Below are 16935 nucleotides of genomic sequence, written 5' to 3' on the forward strand. Positions count from 1 at the left end.
GCGATGAATGACCCCATTTTTCCCCAGCCGCCCTTAACGATCGCCATTCTCGGTGCTGGAGCGTGGGGCACCACCCTAGCAACTTTAGCAGTGCAACAAGGGCATACCGTGCGGCTGTGGTCACGGCAAAGCGAGCCATCTTTAGAATCCGTTTTGGCGGATGCACAGGTAATAGTTTCTGCTGTATCGATGAAAGGGGTGCGGCAAGTGGCAGAGCAGGTGCGATCGCTGCAAATTTCGCCCAATGTCATCCTTGTTTCTGCCACCAAAGGGCTTGACCCCGATTCCGGCAGTGAAGCAGAACTGCCTGCCCTACCCTCGCAAATCTGGCAGAACGCCTTGCCTGCTCACCCGGTAGTCGTGCTATCAGGACCGAATCTTTCAGCAGAAATTCAAACAGGTTTACCCGCTGCGACGGTAGTTGCCAGTGCCAACAAAACGGCGGCAGAACAAATACAGCAGGCTATTTCCTCTACTAGCTTTCGGGTTTACACCAATGGGGATGTGCTGGGCGTGGAACTGGGCGGCATTTTGAAAAATGTGATCGCGATCGCGGTAGGAGCCTGCGACGGCTTGCAACTGGGCACCAACGCCAAAGCCGCCCTCGTCACTCGTGGACTCACAGAAATCATTCGCATCGGCACCGATTGGGGCGCTAAATCCGAAACTTTTTACGGTCTATCGGGATTAGGCGACCTGCTTGCTACCTGCAATAGCGCCCTCAGCCGCAACTATCAAGTAGGTTACGGCTTGGCTCAGGGGAAATCCCTATCCGATGTGTTGGCATCTTTGCAAGGCACCGCTGAGGGCATCAACACCACCCAAGTTCTCATGCGTCTTGCTAGCCAGCAGCAGATTGCTTTGCCCATTTCTCACCAGGTTGATCAATTGCTGCAAGGAAACATCACCCCCCAAGCCGCACTTGAGGCTTTAATGCTGCGCGATCGCAAACCCGAAAATTGCTAAAAACAGGGAATAGCGAGGGGCTAATGGCGCATAAAAACTCAAAATTCAACTCTTAAAACTCCTTCCCCGTCTAAATACAAGTCTTTTTCCTCGTCCTTCACGGTTTCCTAATCAAACAAACCAGGATTCAAAGCCTTGGTAAAGATGCCGGATTACGCTTTCAAAGTCAGGAAAGAAGCAAGAGGGTAATGTAGGTTAGCGTATGCCTTAATTCAGGTCACGACCTTTTGGGTGATGGCTCTCCATCCTAACCGAAACGCGGAAACTGTTAGAAAAGTTAACCTTCTTTGACATTAGACAAGTTCTGCCTTTGTAAGTATTGGGTGCAGCAATCTACGACTGGTTATAAGACTGAGCGATCGCATAATTCTGACTGTTTATGTTGACAGCTTCAAAAAGGGATCATTACGGAACCCTAAGCCGTGTTCATCAGTCCCCCCTGAAGGGAACACTACTTTTATATCTGACTGAAGCTAATTCTTATCTGGAGCAACCGAGACGAGACTATGCCAGCAACAACTTTCTACGCTGAAGCAGACTATGACGAACAACAAGTCTATTCGCGACGTTTTCAGCCGAGTAGCCCTAACGCTGAAGATCATCCTGTTGAAGCCCTGATAGACTTGGACATCGATACTGTTGAATCTGACAGTTTTTATCGAGCCGCCTCTCACCGTACAACAGACCTTGTTCGTTTATATCTCCAAGAGATTGGGCGGGTTCGCTTATTAGGGCGAGACGAAGAAGTCTCAGAAGCCCAGCGAGTTCAGCGCTACATGGCTTTACTAGAGTTGCGTGCAGCAGCAGCAGTAAACCAAGAAACGGGAGCGATTCAGCAGTACGTCAAATTGGTAGAAACCCACGATCGCCTTGCTTCTCAACTCGGACATCGACCTTCCTTAGAACGCTGGGCAACCGAAAGCGGCATCGATATTACAGAACTAAAGCCGAGTTTAGCAGCCGGAAAACGTCATTGGGCAGCGATCTCAAACCTGCCAGTTGATGAGCTAGAGCGCATCCAGGCTGAAGGCAGTCGTGCTAAAGAACATATGATTAAGGCAAACTTGCGCTTAGTCGTCTCCGTTGCTAAAAAATATCAGAATCGTGGCTTGGAACTGCTAGACCTGATTCAAGAAGGTACTTTGGGGTTAGAACGCGCTGTCGAAAAATTTGACCCTACCAAAGGATATCGCTTTAGCACATACGCCTACTGGTGGATTCGTCAAGGCATTACCCGCGCGATCGCCACCCAAAGCCGCACGATTCGCCTGCCTGTCCACATTACCGAAAAGCTGAACAAAATCAAAAAAGCGCAGCGCAAAATTTCTCAAGAGAAAGGACGGACAGCCAGCATTGAAGACATCGCCCTTGAACTGGATATGACTGCAGCCCAAGTGCGGGAAGTGTTGCTGCGGGTGCCTCGCTCCATTTCTTTGGAAACCAAGGTCGGCAAGGAAAAAGATACGGAACTGGGCGATCTGCTGGAAACCGATGAAATCACGCCCGAAGATACCCTAATGCGGGAGGCGCTTCGCCGTGATCTCCAGCAGCTACTAGCAGACCTGACCACCCGTGAACGGGATGTCATCCAAATGCGCTTTGGCTTGGGCGATGGGCAACCCTACTCCTTAGCTGAAATTGGTCGGGCACTAGAGTTATCTCGTGAACGAGTTCGCCAGATTGAAGCAAAAGCGCTGCAAAAACTGCGCCAACCCAAACGCCGCAACCGCGTCCGTTGATTACCTGGAAGCCTTGGGTTAATCCAGTTACCTATCAACATAAAAACACTCTGGGTATAGTGAACTGTCCCCAGAGTGTTTGTTTAAAACAATACTCAATGCACATTCAATTTCACAAAAATTTTTCCATTGATTGTGTGAGTCTCAAAATAATCTAGAAACTCTAAGGTCAACGCTTCATCTAATCAAAAAATATGAAAACAATCTGTACTAATCTGGAATGTCTACAAGACTACCAAATAAACCCTGAATCTTTAGGTAGGCTAGTTCGGTGCAAGCGTTGTGACACTGTTTTTAAGATTGAAGAACTTCAGGAACCAGGTGATATACAGGATTTACTCGCAGAAGAGGAAGATGCAGAAGCAATCGATAGAGAAGCTGAGTCTTCATCTTCAAATTTAGAACAAACTGTAAAGCGAAAGTCTAGAAAGGAAGTTATTCAAGAAAAAATTAAAAACATCAGAATTTCGACAAAAGAGATTATTCCGCTGTTGGAAAATTCTTACAACAAAGGAGACAATGAGAGCGATACACGCCTTTTAATTGACTTAGTTCTTACAAAGGTATTAGGTTATCAAATAGATGATATAAAAACAGAGCAAAAAATCAATGGTAGAAAAGCTGATTATGTTCTTTCAGTAAGTAGTGAAGATTTTCTTATTTTAGAAGCTAAAGCTATTCGTAGTTCTTTGAAAGAGAATCATATTTATCAAGCAACGGCATACGGTGCTTATGCTGGAATTAAGTGGGTTATTCTTACAAACGGTGCGGTTTGGAGGCTGTACAGAATTTCGACAGGTGAGAAACTTTCACACGATTTAATTTTTACTGTTGATTTATTAGATGGATTAGATGAAAAAGAAGCAGAGTATTTTTATCTAATTTCTAAACATGGAATGTCTAAAAAGCATCTACTCGAAAAAGCATGGCAAAAGATCTGGGCGCTAAGTCCTGAAAACATAACAGACGCTTTATTAAACGAGGAAGTGATTAGTAAAATTCGGGTAGTTCTAACGAAAAAAACTGGATATAAAGTTACTAATGAAGAAATAAAGCATGCCCTAATGTCTAGAACATCGCTTGGATGAATAGCAGCGGTACTGTCTAGAATAAAGCGATCGCCTCCTTCGCCGCAGGATAAGTAGAACGATCTCCCTTGCCCATAGCCAGCAGAAATCTTCTAAAATTTTGCTGCGAATCTTGATTTAACAACTCCATCTGTTCAGTAAATAGTGCAATCGCGCTCTTGCTAATTGCTACAAAGAAACCAACATTAGGGTGAACTCAGGCTAACGACAAGGCGAGATCGCGATTACTTAAAAGCATTGGGTTGATTTTCTTTTCTTTCCTGACTGTAAGAACAACAACTGGAATAGTTCGCTATCCCTTTTTTATTTGGAATACTCTATTTTCTAGAAATCGAATCGCACTGCGTACCGCTACGCTAGAACATATTCAATTCAGCTTTGCTGTCCGATTACTTTTTGTTCCAAATTTGCAATCCTGCATTAGTCTGGTAGGACAGATTTTTGCCTATCTTGATTTGTGCCATGGTGTCTAATGATTTCAAGCCTCTGCATTGTGCAACGCAGACTCCATCTAAACGTCTACCAGCCTTGACGATCGCGCTTAGTCAGAGATCGCGCCTTGCTTTTTGCCGTGCCGTTATCACCTGTGTGACAGCAGGATTGGTAGTCTCTGCGATACCGTTGCAGCCTGCTCAAGCCGAAAATACACCCTACTGTCAGCAAACGACTGCCGCGATCGCTTCGACCAGTTTGCATGGCTGGGTATGGATCAGTTGCACTCTGCTAGGAACAATCATCGGCGTGAGAGTGCGATCGCTGTTCCATCTGCCAAACTAAGCGTAGGCCGTGACGGTCTGCAAAAACTGAGAAGCCCTGTAGGCAATCTGTAGACAAGGGGCTTAAGCCCCTTTTTTATGCAATTTAGAGGTATGTCAGCTTAATAGGAAAGCCACTAGCCCTTCCCAGTAGGAAACTCAAGGTATTGTTCCCAATCAACATCAGGCATCCGACCAAAGGCTTCATTTAGGGAAATTTCCCATGAACGACGCATTTGTGACAGGTAAGGTGCCGTTACTTCTAGTTTTAGCTCGTAGCGGATTTTGAAGGAATCTTTTTCATACATCACTAGGTTAATCGGCGGTCCGACTGAAATGTTGGATTTCATAGTGGAATCGATAGAAAGTAGCGCGCATTTGGCAGCGGCTTCTAGCGAAATTTCAAAGTTGAGGATGCGATCAAGAATGGGTTTACCATACTTTGCTTCCCCAATTTGCAAGAACGGCGTATCTTTGGAAGCCTGAATGCAGTTTCCTTGGCTATAGATCAAAAATAGCCCTGGGGCTTCGCCCTTGATTTGCCCTCCTAGCAAAAAGCTGCATTGGAAATCGATGCGATCTTTTTCGAGCCATTGACGATCTTGTTCGCGAATTTGCCGAACTTTTCCGCCGATATACCGGGCAATTTCATAGAGGCTATCCAAGGTATGAAGATTCACTTCGGCTTGGGTATCAATATCTCGGCGCAGCAGGTTGAGGACTGCCTGGGTCATTGACAGGTTTCCTGCGGTGCAAAGCACGATCACGCGATCGCCAATTTGAGAAAAATCGAATAATTTTGGATGAGTTGAAACGTAGTCTACTCCAGCATTAGTGCGAGAGTCGGCTGCCATAATCAAACCCGTGTTAGTAATAATTCCAAGGCAATAGGTCATGCAGCCAGCAAAAAACAATTCTTTTTGATTCTAAAGCGGTTAAAAGAAACTGAGGAAAAAACTGCTGAGAAAAATTGTGGGCATTCCTGAATCTGGGGATGAAATTTGTAAAGGAAATCTCTTGTGTCTGCCCTCTATTCCCGCGATGCATATTATTTAAAATCAACTATTCATCGCGATCGACTCCGGAGGGTTGCTCCCCTGAGCTTCATTCAGTGACATGATATGTAGAATCATCGTGGTCGTGAATGCGATCGTGCTACCCAAGGCAATTCTACCCGCCATTAGGGGCAGTTGCGCCCCAGTACCCCCGCCAAAACTACTAAATGTCCAGATAACAAACTGCTGTACTTGTTGGTCAGAACTGAGTTGCAGCAAGATATTGACAATCGCACCCGTGGCATAGCCAAACATCAAGCCCAACACGAGGTGGGAGATCGCGCTCTGCACCATTCGTGCCGTCATAATCACCAGAAATGCTCGTTTAATACTTAAATGTGTTTCGCATTCGCATAGGCTTTCTCCCGCAGCCCATCTATTGTTTCCACCTTGCTGCGAACTGCGCGAAACATCCCGAACCGACAAAGACCTGCACCAAATGCCAATCGCATCAGCAGTAGAGTTGGCACTTCTCGCAGCGATTTAACGAACCCCCCTAAACCAAATCGCACCAGGCCACTCGGTCGAGCAATGCCCTGCCAGATAGAATCGATCCAGGAGGGCAGAGTTTGTTCTGTCCAGTCTGCGGTGATTACGTCTCCCTCGACAAATCCCGTTGCCTCCAGCAGTTCAGCAAATCCTTCAATGCTGGCAAAGGCAGGATGAGACCACTGATCCAACAGTTGCCGCATTACGGGTTTTTCCCAAAAATTCAGCGGCTTATGGCGGTCATCTCGCTGATTCCAATCCGCGACCACCAGCACGCCACCCGGCTTAACCACTCGCATCAACTCTCTGGCAAAAATGGCTTTGTCGGGCATATGAGGTCCTGCTTCGATCGACCAGACTACATCAAAACTGGCATCTGGGAAGGACAGCGACATCGCATCATCTACTTGAAATTGCACATCTAGTTCGGTTGGTGTCAGTTCTTGTGCTCGCTTCACTTGCTGGGGGCTGATGGTGATTGCGGTGACGGCAAAGCCATAGTCTCGCGCTAAAATACGGCTGCTGCCGCCAATCCCGCATCCCACGTCTAAAATAGTAGTGCCAGGGGGAAGCTGAGCTAACCCGCCCCAGCTCACCATTTCATGTACAAAGTCAGATTTAGCCGTTAGAAAATCCTTGCGTTGCGGCGGCGAACCGTAGTGACCCAGGTGAATATGATCACCCCAATAGAACTCCAGAATCCCATCTTCAGTCCATTCATCGTAAGAGTTGGCAACCGAGTCAGAGGATTGATAGCGACGAGCCGTAAAGAGATAGAGCACGATGCCTGCTATCAGTAGTGCGAGGAGAAGGCCAAGTACAGCAACAAATAAGTTCATTTAGATAAAACCTCAACCTTTTGGACGATCGCTTTTGCTATCTCAATTTTGTTTGGAATACTTTGTTCTGCATCTCCGATGGGTTGGACAGTTTGACGAAATGATGCGATCGAAACTAAACGACTTGAGGCAGAATCCCACAGGATAAATTTGAAACAATCAGGAATATCGATTATTCGCAACTTTTTTACCTGAGTGAGTAAGTGTCTATTCTGATTATGGCAAGCCTCAAGATTGTAGTTAGGAATTCTTTCGGAAAGATGATGGATATTATGATATCCAATATCTGCGGCAAACCATTTGAGCACTGCTGGCAACTCTAGATAGCTACTGCCCGCGATCGCGCCCTGTAAGTAGTCCCAGTCTTCGGTTTTGTGGGCATAAGAGCCATCAAAGTTGTGCTGCACAAAAAAGACACAGATAAAGATTGCCGCCGCGCCCGTCAGCGTGATTGAGTAAACGCTTAGAAAGAACCCAAATCCCAGTAGGTAACCGAAGAAAATCCAACTGCTGACTACGCAAATGTTATTGAAAAGCAAATCCCAAAACTCAGCCGCTGTATACCAACTTCTAGATTTGTGAGAAGAGATAATTTTTGCGAAACCCATGCCGGGGTTGCTTTTCAAGCAAGTCAATACATGACGGAGAAAATCATAAGTTCCCACGATTAGAGCCAGTCTTGACTTAATCGCCAGGTAGAAAAAACCACCCGGAAAAACCATCAATGGGTGTCTTAAGAACTCATACCGCCGCTGAGCCAATGGACTCAGTTTGGCGAATTCTTCAGTTGAGAGCAAGGCAGAGGGTCCACGATACCGCTCCCAATCGCCGTTTGTTTTATGATGATAGGCATGTCCCCTTGACCAAGGATATTGAGGGATTGCGTTGATCACACCCAAGATAAAGCCGACCAACCGATTAGCCCGTTTTGCACGAAAAAGCGAATAGTGTCCGCAATCATGCATTAAAGAAAAACATCGCACTGAAAAAAGTGTGATCAAAACCATAATGGGCGGCAGCAATAAAACGGAAATAGCTGCGGCTTTAACGGCTAAAAACCATAAAAGAAAATAGGGGACGACTGTATTAAGAATTTGATAAGTTGCGAGTAAATCATTGCTTTTTACGTAGGGAATTAAAACAAAATCTGACTTTTTAACCGTAATTTCCATTCAAATAAATCTCTTATGAATAAGCTCAAGGAATTACCCGCATCGCTGATTGACTATCCCTATTTAGGGACGTGCGATCACTTCAAGTTAGATTGCTACAGCTTTGATGTTTGATGCGCGATCGGTCTAAACAGGGCGATCGCTCTCCTTAGATCTCCCATGAACATGGACATGAGAACATCAGCCGTTAGACCATGATTTTCATTTATGAGTTCACTATCAGAATTGCAATGGCTAAAACGCCGTCAAATTTCAGCCATCCGTTAAAGGCAATCGGCTAGGGTTGCCATAAGCTATTTGCTGCTGTGATGCGACTTGCTGTCAGCCCATTGAAACCGAAAAAAGCTTTTAGACACAATCTGTACCTCGCAGATAGGGGTGAACGTTAACCGCGATCGGCGGGCATTCTGACTAGAGAAAGTTTTGAGTTTTGAGTTCTCAGTTTTGAGTTAAATCAACAGGCTCAAAATCTAACGCTCATCACTCATTGCTTCCTTTACAGTTGCGGGACAGTGCCGGATTCACACCGAACTTTCCCCCTTGCGTCTGATGGCTGCTCCCCATCAGAACCGATATCATCTTAGACATTAGCATAGTTTAGGAATAGAGGTTTGACATCTTCGTTGGGCTGAAAGTTGATCAAACGCACCCAGTTCTAAGATTGGGCTATTGGTTGAAAGCCCATCCTACCGACTGATCAAGTGTATTGTTATCCGATCAACTCACTGGAACAAGACACAGTGATTCAGTGAGTTGATCGCTTTGTGGATATTGGATTGTTGAACTAGAGTCGATTACTTGAACCCCGCTTGATAGTGCTGACACTGGTGCAACAATCGCTGGATCAGCCTAGGCTTTCCGCCAAAATGTAGATGTAGATAGGATGCATGAACTTGAAGCGGTTGCCATCCTTCGGTTTGATGTAGCATGCCGTCATAGTTTTGCATTGCAAATATCGGTTGTTCTGGCTCGGCGGTTAAGTAGGAGCGATGGAATTCGTGTCCCCAAATGATTTCACCGGCATCAATCAAGGCGGTCGATCGCTGTACGGTTGCCTGTCGATAGCCCAAGGTCAGTCGCTTACCCATTTGCGCGTCTGTTGGCAAGATTCCCACCATAGAATATGCCTGCGATTCAAAATCAATGATGCGATCGCACAAATACATCAATCCCCCACACTCGGCATAAGTGGGCATTCCGGCGACGATCGCCGTTTTCACTGCTTGCCGTATCGTTTGATTGTCGCTTAATGCCGCTGCAAATACTTCTGGAAAACCGCCGCCAAAGTAGAAACCGTGGATGTTTTCGGGGAGGACGCGATCGCAAATCGGACTCCATTCCACCAGTTCAAATCCAGCCGCTTGGAGCAGATCGAGGTTGTCGGCATAGTAGAAGCTGAAGGCGCGATCGCGGGCAATGGCAAGGCGGGGTGTCGGGGTGTCGGGGTGGCGGGATGAGGGGGAGAGGGGGAAAGGGGGAGGGGGAGAGGGAGAAGGAGCCTGAAGGCGAGGGGAGAGGATGTCCCAGTTGAAGCAGGTTTCGCCGAGGTGGGCAAGATGATCGATGACGGTTTTTAGTTGAGGAAGTTCGGCGGTGGGGATGAGTCCGAGGTGGCGATCGGGAATGGTGATTTCGTCTTGTCGTCGCAGAACTCCGAGAATGGGCAGGTTGAGAGGTGCGATCGCATCTTGGAGGAGTTGAAGATGGCGATCGCTGCCGACCCGATTTAAGATGACTCCTGCAAAGGTTAACCGAGGATCAAAGCTAGTAAAGCCATGGGCGATCGCGGCAATGGAACGGGAAGTGCTGCTGCAATTAAGCACTAGCGCGATCGGTAATCCTAATAATCGTGCGATATGTGCTGTGCTTGCCCAATCATCTTTGCCCGTTACGCCATCAAATAATCCCATCACCCCTTCTACCAGTGCAAAGTCGGCAGATTGACAGTGGCGCTGGAAGCACTCAACTACATAAGCTTCTGAAGTGAGAACTGGATCAAGATTGCGACAGGCGCGCCCCGTGACAAACTGATGAAACATCGGATCGATATAGTCGGGTCCAACTTTAAACGACTGGACTCGCGCCGGATCGCGCCGACAGAGCGCCGCCAAAAGCGCTAGCGTAACAGTGGTTTTACCCACTCCGCTACGTTCGCCTGCAATTACGATTGCCATTGTTGCTCTTTTAGTTAATCTTTCAAAAAAGTTCCGAAATATAGGTTTGAACCATAGAGCTACTCAGAGCAGTGCTGAAGACAAGTAAACCTTAACGACGATGAAGGGAATTCACAAGAGACTGCTCCCAAACGCTTCATTTTAGATTCAGCAAGGCTCCCTATTCTTTCCAAGTTGACTGCCAATCGGGGCATTTTTCCTCTTCCCAACCCGAAGGATGCATTCCACAAACCAGCATCACCCCGTTGTATGCCTGACCATGATAGTTGCGGCAGCCTACACAAGCGCCGTGATCATTCAACATCGGTTCTACCGTGTGGGTAAAGGGTTGAGTCGTTTCTTCAACCGCAATCTCAAACCCAAGATACGCTTCTAAAAGAGGATCAAAAAAATCATCTAGGTGAGGCTCAATTTCAAGTTCATAGGCATCTATGATGGGGTCAAAAAAATCGTTAATGGGTGTCCCAATTTCACGCTCAAATGTGTTTTGCAACTGCTCGGCAATCTCTTCTGATGTATCGATAAAAGAATCGATCGCCTTGTCCATTTGCTGGGTCAAGTCAGTGACCAACTGCTCAACCCCTTCTACCAAAGTCTGCATCATTTCAGAGAATTCCTGCGACCAACTTTCCATAATGACCTATTTCAATTACGTTAGAGAATACCGGAGGAATAGGGCGCATCCTCAAATGCATGGGCTAGACAGTATTCAACTATGCAAGCTAGACCGCTGCAAAAATGGATGCAGCCATCATACCCTAGAATCTACCCTGTAAAAAGCCTCGTAAAGTCGAATAGTCAATTGTTTCGTAGATGTTTTAGCTCTTCTTGTAACGCTTCTACTCGACGACGCATTTCATCCACATCATCTTGGGCGGCAGATTCATCCTCATCCAAAATCTCAATTTTACGAGGCTCGGCTGAAGGGTTAGGAATAGAACTTTCCACCGAAGGATTTTGCGCTTTATTGACCATCTCATCAACAAAGCGACGGGCTTCTTCGGTGTTCATTTCGCCGCGTGCCACCATTTCATCAGCAAGCTTTTGGGCTTGCGATCGCAGTTCAGCCAATTTTTCGGTCGCTTTCTCTCCCGCTAGAGAGGCTAGCCCAACTCCCAAATACATCGCTTTTTGGACGATATCTCCCAACCCCATTGCTTGTTTTCCCCTAATCAAAGATTTAACAGGTCAATCAAATTTCAAATAAGAAACCCCATTCTCTACCCCTTTAGGATAAGCAAAATTGACTCATAATTGCCATTGTTTTTGGGCCGTTAGTTTTTGGGCCGTTAGTTTTCGGGCAGTGAATTTTTGCAGCAGGTGGGGGCTGCGTTAGGACATGCCAACCTGTTTTAGCATTGTGGCGCGCGCCCGTTCGGATAATTTATCCAGTGAAACCTTTTGCTCACTATCAATTAGGTTCTCTCTCTGCATTAGCTCAATCATTGTTTGTAGAAGGATGTCTTCAACCCGTGCTGCTTGCTCTGCTAGCCAAAGATGAGTGTCCGTATCCGATGGAAACTGCTCAATACAACTAGTCGTGTAAACGCGGAATGTCCGTACTTGCCGTAGCAAACGTGCCAAATAGCCAGGACACTCACAAGCAATCACCTCAGCGGCTCTGCAAATTTCTAAAAGGGCTTCATCGGATAATTCTGTTAAACTGACTGTCTCACTTGAATTAGACATGTTTTTATTAATTACTTCTTGCGAACTTAGCTTTTTTCAGTTAACCCTATGCTCTACCTAAAGTATCAACTTTAGGTAGCAATCAATCTTTCTTTGATGAGAAAATAGTAAAAATGTCCTATAGTTATGTTTCTATCATTGGACTGACGACAAGACAAGATTTTTTCTTTTGAATATCTACACAACTATTAAATAAAGTCAACTAAATCGACAATTATCATAAGTATTAAAGCTCGGACGATTAGCGTAAGTCGATGTCTTAATCTAAGCAGACAAATTTGATCAAGCTAACCGTATTGAAGCAGGATTGATTCCAGCTAAAAAGGTGCAGTATCGATTAGAGACGATAGAATCTATAAATCATTAAGGAATGTGTCCTTCGGTTTCTATGCCTAAACGCCGGAATAGTTCAGACGATCCAGCCGTTCATTCTCAAAACGGTCATAGCCCTGTTTTCCCCTCTCCCCTCAATACGATTCGGATTCGGGGGGCACGGCAGCACAATCTAAAAAACATTGATCTAGAGTTGCCTCGCGATCGCCTGATTGTCTTTACTGGGGTTTCGGGTTCAGGCAAGTCATCCCTTGCATTCGACACGATTTTTGCGGAGGGGCAGCGTCGCTATGTTGAATCGCTGAGTGCCTATGCCCGTCAGTTTTTGGGTCAGGTGGATAAGCCTGATGTGGATGCGATCGAGGGGCTGAGTCCTGCCATTTCGATTGATCAAAAATCTACGTCTCATAACCCACGATCCAGTGTGGGCACCGTCACCGAAATTTATGACTACACGCGCTTGCTGTATGGACGTGCTGGCGAGCCGCATTGTCCCCATTGCGATCGCTCAATTGCACCCCAAAGTATTGATCAGATGAGCGATCGCGTGATGGATTTGCCCGATCTCACACGCTTTCAAATTCTAGCTCCTGTGGTTCGCGGCAAAAAGGGCACCCACCGAAAACTGCTGTCTAGCCTTAGCTCAGAGGGCTTTGTTCGCGTCCGAATTAATGGTGAAGTTCGCGAACTGGAAGACTCAATTGAACTGGATAAAAATCAGGCGCACACGATTGAAATCGTGGTCGATCGCCTAGTCAAAAAAGAGGGAATCCAAGAACGTCTAGTAGATTCTCTCAATACTTGCCTGAAACACTCTGAAGGCATTGCCATTATTGATGTGTTGGCAGATGGGAGAGCAGGAAACAAAGAAGAGGGAAAAGAGAAGAAAGATGAGGGCAGCAATGTAGTAGCGTTTCCGGCGGGGCAATCCCTCAAGGTGGCTGAAAAAGGGGGTAACTATGGTGATCCTCCTAGCTTGGAACCTCTAGCCCCTATCTCTCTAGTCTTCTCTGAAAATTTCGCCTGCCCCGAACATGGTGCAGTGATGGAAGAGCTTTCACCGCGATTGTTTTCTTTTAACTCGCCCTATGGTGCCTGTCCTGCTTGTCACGGGTTGGGAATGCATCGCAAATTTTCCGCAGAATTGGTGATTCCCAAGCCAGAACTGCCCGTCTATGCCGCGATCGCCCCTTGGTCAGACAAAGACAATACTTACTATCTTTCTTTGCTGTGCAGCGTTGCAGCAGCCTTTGGCTTTGATATTCAAACGCCGTGGAAGAATCTTACAGACGAGCAACAGCATGTGCTGCTCCATGGTTCCAAAGAACCCATCTGGATTGATGTGGACTCTCGATATCGGGAGAACAAAGGCTACAGCCGCCGATATGAGGGTGCTTTGCCGATGTTGGAGCGCCAGTATCAAGAAGCTAACTCTGATACCTATAAGCAAAAACTAGAGCAGTATCTTGTTGATCAACCCTGTGAAGTTTGCGGTGGCAAGCGTCTGCGCCCGGAAGCGATCGCGGTTCGGATTGGGCAATATCGCATCACCGATTTAACGGGCGTTTCCATTCGTGAGTGCCTCAATCGCGTTAATCAAATGAACTTGACTCCGCGGCAGGCACAGATCGCCGATTTGGTGCTGCGAGAAATCAAAGCTCGACTTCAGTTTTTACTCGATGTGGGGCTGGATTATCTCACCCTCGATCGCGCTGCAATGACCTTATCTGGTGGTGAAGCTCAACGAATTCGGCTGGCTACCCAAATAGGTTCCGGGTTAACAGGGGTGCTGTATGTGCTAGATGAACCCAGTATTGGGCTGCACCAGCGAGATAATGCCCGCCTCTTAAAAACGCTGGTGCGTCTGCGCGATCTGGGCAATACGCTGATCGTGGTGGAACACGATGAAGAAACTATTCGCGCTGCCGATCACTTGGTCGATATTGGACCTGGAGCAGGCGTACATGGCGGCAGAATTATTGCCGAAGGGAGCTTTGAGAATTTATTGGCTGCCTCAGAATCGTTAACCGGAGCGTATCTGTCAGGGCGCGAGGTGATTAATACGCCCACAGAACGTCGTATTGGGAATGGGCGATCGCTCAAAATCCGCAATGCCCACCGCAACAACCTCAAAAATATTGATGTTGAAATCCCCCTAGGCGAACTGGTCAGCGTCACAGGCGTATCCGGTTCTGGTAAATCAACCTTGATCAACGAATTGCTTCATCCCGCGCTGCAACATCACTTCGGCAGTAAAATTCCGTTTCCCAAAGACATGGATGGAATTGATGGGTTAAGCGCTTTGGATAAGGTGATTGTGATTGACCAATCACCCATCGGTCGCACTCCTCGCTCCAACCCTGCCACTTATACTGGTGTGTTTGACGTGATTCGAGATGTGTTTGCCGAAACAATCGAAGCCAAAGCACGGGGCTATAAGCCGGGGCAATTTTCGTTTAATGTCAAAGGCGGTCGCTGTGAAGCCTGCGCTGGGCAAGGCGTAAACGTGATTGAAATGAACTTTTTGCCGGATGTGTACGTGCAATGTGAAGTCTGCAAAGGGGCACGCTATAACCGCGAAACGTTGCAGGTGAAATTTAAGGGGAAATCCATTGCAGATGTGCTGAATATGACCGTGGAAGAGGCGGCGGAGTTCTTTAAAAACATTCCCCAAGCTTTTAACCGTCTGCAAACTTTGGCAGATGTGGGATTGGGCTACATGCGGCTAGGACAAACCGCTCCTACCTTATCGGGCGGGGAGGCGCAGCGGGTAAAACTGGCAACGGAATTATCGCGCAGGGCAACAGGCAAAACCCTTTACCTAATCGACGAACCCACCACAGGCTTATCGTTCTACGATGTTCATAAATTGCTCGATGTCATGCAGCGCTTGGTAGATAAGGGCAACTCTATTTTAGTCATTGAACACAACTTGGATGTGATTCGATGTTCTGACTGGCTGATTGATTTAGGACCCGAAGGCGGCGATCGCGGTGGAGAACTGATTGCAGTTGGCACTCCCGAAACCGTGGCAGAAAACCCAAATTCCTACACTGGGCAATACTTAAAACAAGTTCTACAGCAGTTTGCCTCCGTTCTTGCAACTGTCTAGATCCGGGGTGGATAGAGATAGTCAAGTTTCCCAAAAGTGGCGCCCAAAGCTAGCTCCGCCGCATCTACTAGGCAATTTCCGCTGCTAGTTTAACTTGCTTAACTTATCGCAGCCTGTAACTCAATAAATCCGTTCTCCGTGTAAATCAGTATCTCCATCGATAGCTCGTAGGATTGCGGAACTTTAGACATAGCCGTAAGCGCAAGGGAATTAAGTGGGCAGTCTAGACTCATATCTTTTCTCACCCAAACCTTCTCTTACCTAAATCCTATGAAACCTCTACACGCCTTGATGGGATTTGTCGCTGTGTTTACATCGGCTGCGGCAGTTACTTTGCATTCAACTTCGGCTCTAGCCGGTAAACCTGAAGAACTCAATGCCTACAACTTTCCCGTATCGAAAGTCGCTGGCATTCCTGGCTCTTGCAGAATGATTCAAACAGGAAGCAGCCCTGAAAGAGAGGCAGAATGTGCTGAATGGGGTCGTAAATTTAGGGAAAGGGTGAACCTTCAACATTATGACTCTTCTAGCTCTTCTAGATTTTCTAGCACTTCTAGTAGGGCAAGCTCCACTTCAAGAAGACCAGTCCAAACTTTAAGCTGCTATACCAGTGGCGGCGTTTATAGCAACCTTGGTGATTGCCGCTAAGGTTTTCTATGGTTTTCTTGCCCAGTTTGTCCAATTATTTTGTTGAAAGAAGATTAAGTTAATAGACAAATTCCTGTTTAGGGGATATTCATGGGTATCGGCGATCGCTTGTCAGCTTTTCCGGCATCCGACACAATAGCTACCGATGGTTCTCACTCAGTTTTGATCAAGCTGAAATGATTTGACACTAAAAGGAATAAGACTATGGGACTTTTCTTCGACGTACTTAGTGCGGTAAACAACCCGAATCAACAGGCAAGCATTGAGGGGTTAAGCTCTATGACAAATGCAGTTCAGCAATTTGCTGGCAAAAATGGGCTAGATCCCTCAGCTACACAATCTTTGATATCGGCAGTTGGCAGTGCTTTGCGTCCAGTCTTGCAGCAGCAAGCAACCGCAGCAGGTGGAACATCTCAATTGGCTGGGATGATGAGTCAATTTGCAGGCACAAACCCATTAGGCGGCATGATGGGACAGGCATCTGGCGGCAATTTCGATATGTCAGCGCTACAGTCTATGATTCCTGCTGAAATGCAACAACAGCTAATTAATGGAATTTCTCAAAAAACTGGCATGAACGCCAGCATGATTCAAAGTATGTTGCCTTCGGTATTACCCATTGTGATGAATTTTTTCAATATGGGTGCGCCCACTCCAGGGAGTCGGGGTGGAAATCCTCTCCTAAGCGCTTTTCTAGATGGCGATCGCGATGGAGACACCGATCTGGGTGACGTAGTGAAATTTGCGGGTCGCTTTCTCAACGCGCCGCATCAGTAGTAGGCTGTCAGTTTTAATCTAAGGGGTAAAAGGGGTAAAGAAGTAACCGCTAAGGCACTCCTTTACCCCTTTACCTATTCCCGTGTCCTTTGCCCGTCG

The 16935-nt window shown here is 46.8% G+C and carries 14 protein-coding genes and 1 riboswitch; of the genes, 6 read left to right on the forward strand and 8 right to left on the reverse strand.

Going from position 1 to position 16935, the window contains the following annotated elements; genetic code table 11:
* Positions 1-3 precede the first annotated feature (3 nt).
* From AC1S5B_RS24370 to AC1S5B_RS24385, 4 genes are all read left to right on the forward strand, one after another.
* Entirely contained in the window at positions 4-966 is a 963-nt protein-coding gene (locus AC1S5B_RS24370; RefSeq protein WP_482038251.1) for an NAD(P)H-dependent glycerol-3-phosphate dehydrogenase, read from the forward strand.
* Positions 967-1472: 506 nt separating this feature from the next.
* Positions 1473-2705, forward strand: a complete 1233-nt coding sequence (gene sigC / locus AC1S5B_RS24375) for an RNA polymerase sigma factor SigC (protein ID WP_482038252.1) — start codon at positions 1473-1475, stop codon at positions 2703-2705.
* A 194-nt stretch (positions 2706-2899) separates the two neighbouring features.
* Positions 2900-3793 carry a type I restriction enzyme HsdR N-terminal domain-containing protein gene (locus tag AC1S5B_RS24380; RefSeq protein WP_482038253.1) on the forward strand — a complete coding sequence of 298 codons (894 nt, stop codon included), beginning with the start codon at positions 2900-2902 and terminating at the stop codon, positions 3791-3793.
* 441 nt (positions 3794-4234) lie between these two features.
* Positions 4235-4570: a hypothetical protein gene (locus tag AC1S5B_RS24385; protein ID WP_482038254.1), complete on the forward strand. Its 336-nt coding sequence runs from the start codon at positions 4235-4237 to the stop codon at positions 4568-4570.
* 115 nt (positions 4571-4685) lie between these two features.
* On the opposite strand, the gene AC1S5B_RS24390 is transcribed toward AC1S5B_RS24385, so the two are convergent.
* The 8 genes from AC1S5B_RS24390 to AC1S5B_RS24425 form a co-directional block, all read right to left on the reverse strand.
* Complete coding sequence (locus AC1S5B_RS24390; RefSeq protein ID WP_482038255.1) at positions 4686-5444, reverse strand: proteasome-type protease; 759 nt, start codon at positions 5442-5444, stop codon at positions 4686-4688.
* A gap of 162 nt (positions 5445-5606) precedes the next feature.
* Entirely contained in the window at positions 5607-5909 is a 303-nt protein-coding gene (locus AC1S5B_RS24395; RefSeq protein ID WP_482038256.1) for an iron chelate uptake ABC transporter family permease subunit, read from the reverse strand.
* Positions 5910-5935: 26 nt separating this feature from the next.
* A complete protein-coding gene (locus tag AC1S5B_RS24400) occupies positions 5936-6874 on the reverse strand; it encodes a methyltransferase domain-containing protein (RefSeq protein ID WP_482038257.1) in 939 nt (312 codons plus the stop codon).
* A gap of 53 nt (positions 6875-6927) precedes the next feature.
* Positions 6928-8103, reverse strand: a complete 1176-nt coding sequence (locus AC1S5B_RS24405; RefSeq protein ID WP_482038258.1) for a fatty acid desaturase — start codon at positions 8101-8103, stop codon at positions 6928-6930.
* A gap of 380 nt (positions 8104-8483) precedes the next feature.
* Positions 8484-8692, reverse strand: a riboswitch (cobalamin riboswitch).
* A gap of 205 nt (positions 8693-8897) precedes the next feature.
* Entirely contained in the window at positions 8898-10277 is a 1380-nt protein-coding gene (locus AC1S5B_RS24410) for a cobyrinic acid a,c-diamide synthase CobB (RefSeq protein WP_482038259.1), read from the reverse strand.
* 160 nt (positions 10278-10437) lie between these two features.
* Positions 10438-10911 (reverse strand): hypothetical protein, encoded by a 474-nt coding sequence (locus tag AC1S5B_RS24415; RefSeq protein WP_482038260.1) that lies wholly within the window; start codon positions 10909-10911, stop codon positions 10438-10440.
* A 164-nt stretch (positions 10912-11075) separates the two neighbouring features.
* On the reverse strand, positions 11076-11432 hold the full coding sequence (locus tag AC1S5B_RS24420) for a phasin family protein (protein WP_482038261.1): 357 nt from the start codon (positions 11430-11432) through the stop codon (positions 11076-11078).
* A gap of 177 nt (positions 11433-11609) precedes the next feature.
* Positions 11610-11966: a hypothetical protein gene (locus tag AC1S5B_RS24425; RefSeq protein WP_482038262.1), complete on the reverse strand. Its 357-nt coding sequence runs from the start codon at positions 11964-11966 to the stop codon at positions 11610-11612.
* Between the two features lie 388 nt (positions 11967-12354).
* Between AC1S5B_RS24425 and uvrA the strand changes: the two genes are divergently transcribed.
* Both uvrA and AC1S5B_RS24435 read left to right on the forward strand, forming a co-directional pair.
* The gene (uvrA, locus tag AC1S5B_RS24430; protein ID WP_482038263.1) at positions 12355-15411 is read left to right on the forward strand and encodes an excinuclease ABC subunit UvrA; all 3057 of its coding nucleotides are present in this window, start codon (positions 12355-12357) and stop codon (positions 15409-15411) included.
* A gap of 852 nt (positions 15412-16263) precedes the next feature.
* Entirely contained in the window at positions 16264-16836 is a 573-nt protein-coding gene (locus AC1S5B_RS24435) for a DUF937 domain-containing protein (RefSeq protein ID WP_482038264.1), read from the forward strand.
* Positions 16837-16935 lie beyond the last annotated feature (99 nt).

The organism is Leptolyngbya sp. CALU 1928 (assembly GCF_056784215.1).

Coding starts and splice junctions, on each gene's coding strand:
- AC1S5B_RS24405 (WP_482038258.1), bottom strand. CDS start 8,103: ATGGAAATTACGGTTAAAAAGTCAGATTTTGTTTTAATTCCCTACGTA.
- sigC (WP_482038252.1), top strand. CDS start 1,473: ATGCCAGCAACAACTTTCTACGCTGAAGCAGACTATGACGAACAACAA.
- AC1S5B_RS24380 (WP_482038253.1), top strand. CDS start 2,900: ATGAAAACAATCTGTACTAATCTGGAATGTCTACAAGACTACCAAATA.
- AC1S5B_RS24415 (WP_482038260.1), bottom strand. CDS start 10,911: ATGGAAAGTTGGTCGCAGGAATTCTCTGAAATGATGCAGACTTTGGTA.
- AC1S5B_RS24370 (WP_482038251.1), top strand. CDS start 4: ATGAATGACCCCATTTTTCCCCAGCCGCCCTTAACGATCGCCATTCTC.
- AC1S5B_RS24410 (WP_482038259.1), bottom strand. CDS start 10,277: ATGGCAATCGTAATTGCAGGCGAACGTAGCGGAGTGGGTAAAACCACT.
- AC1S5B_RS24420 (WP_482038261.1), bottom strand. CDS start 11,432: ATGGGGTTGGGAGATATCGTCCAAAAAGCGATGTATTTGGGAGTTGGG.
- AC1S5B_RS24390 (WP_482038255.1), bottom strand. CDS start 5,444: ATGACCTATTGCCTTGGAATTATTACTAACACGGGTTTGATTATGGCA.
- uvrA (WP_482038263.1), top strand. CDS start 12,355: ATGCCTAAACGCCGGAATAGTTCAGACGATCCAGCCGTTCATTCTCAA.
- AC1S5B_RS24435 (WP_482038264.1), top strand. CDS start 16,264: ATGGGACTTTTCTTCGACGTACTTAGTGCGGTAAACAACCCGAATCAA.
- AC1S5B_RS24395 (WP_482038256.1), bottom strand. CDS start 5,909: ATGACGGCACGAATGGTGCAGAGCGCGATCTCCCACCTCGTGTTGGGC.
- AC1S5B_RS24425 (WP_482038262.1), bottom strand. CDS start 11,966: ATGTCTAATTCAAGTGAGACAGTCAGTTTAACAGAATTATCCGATGAA.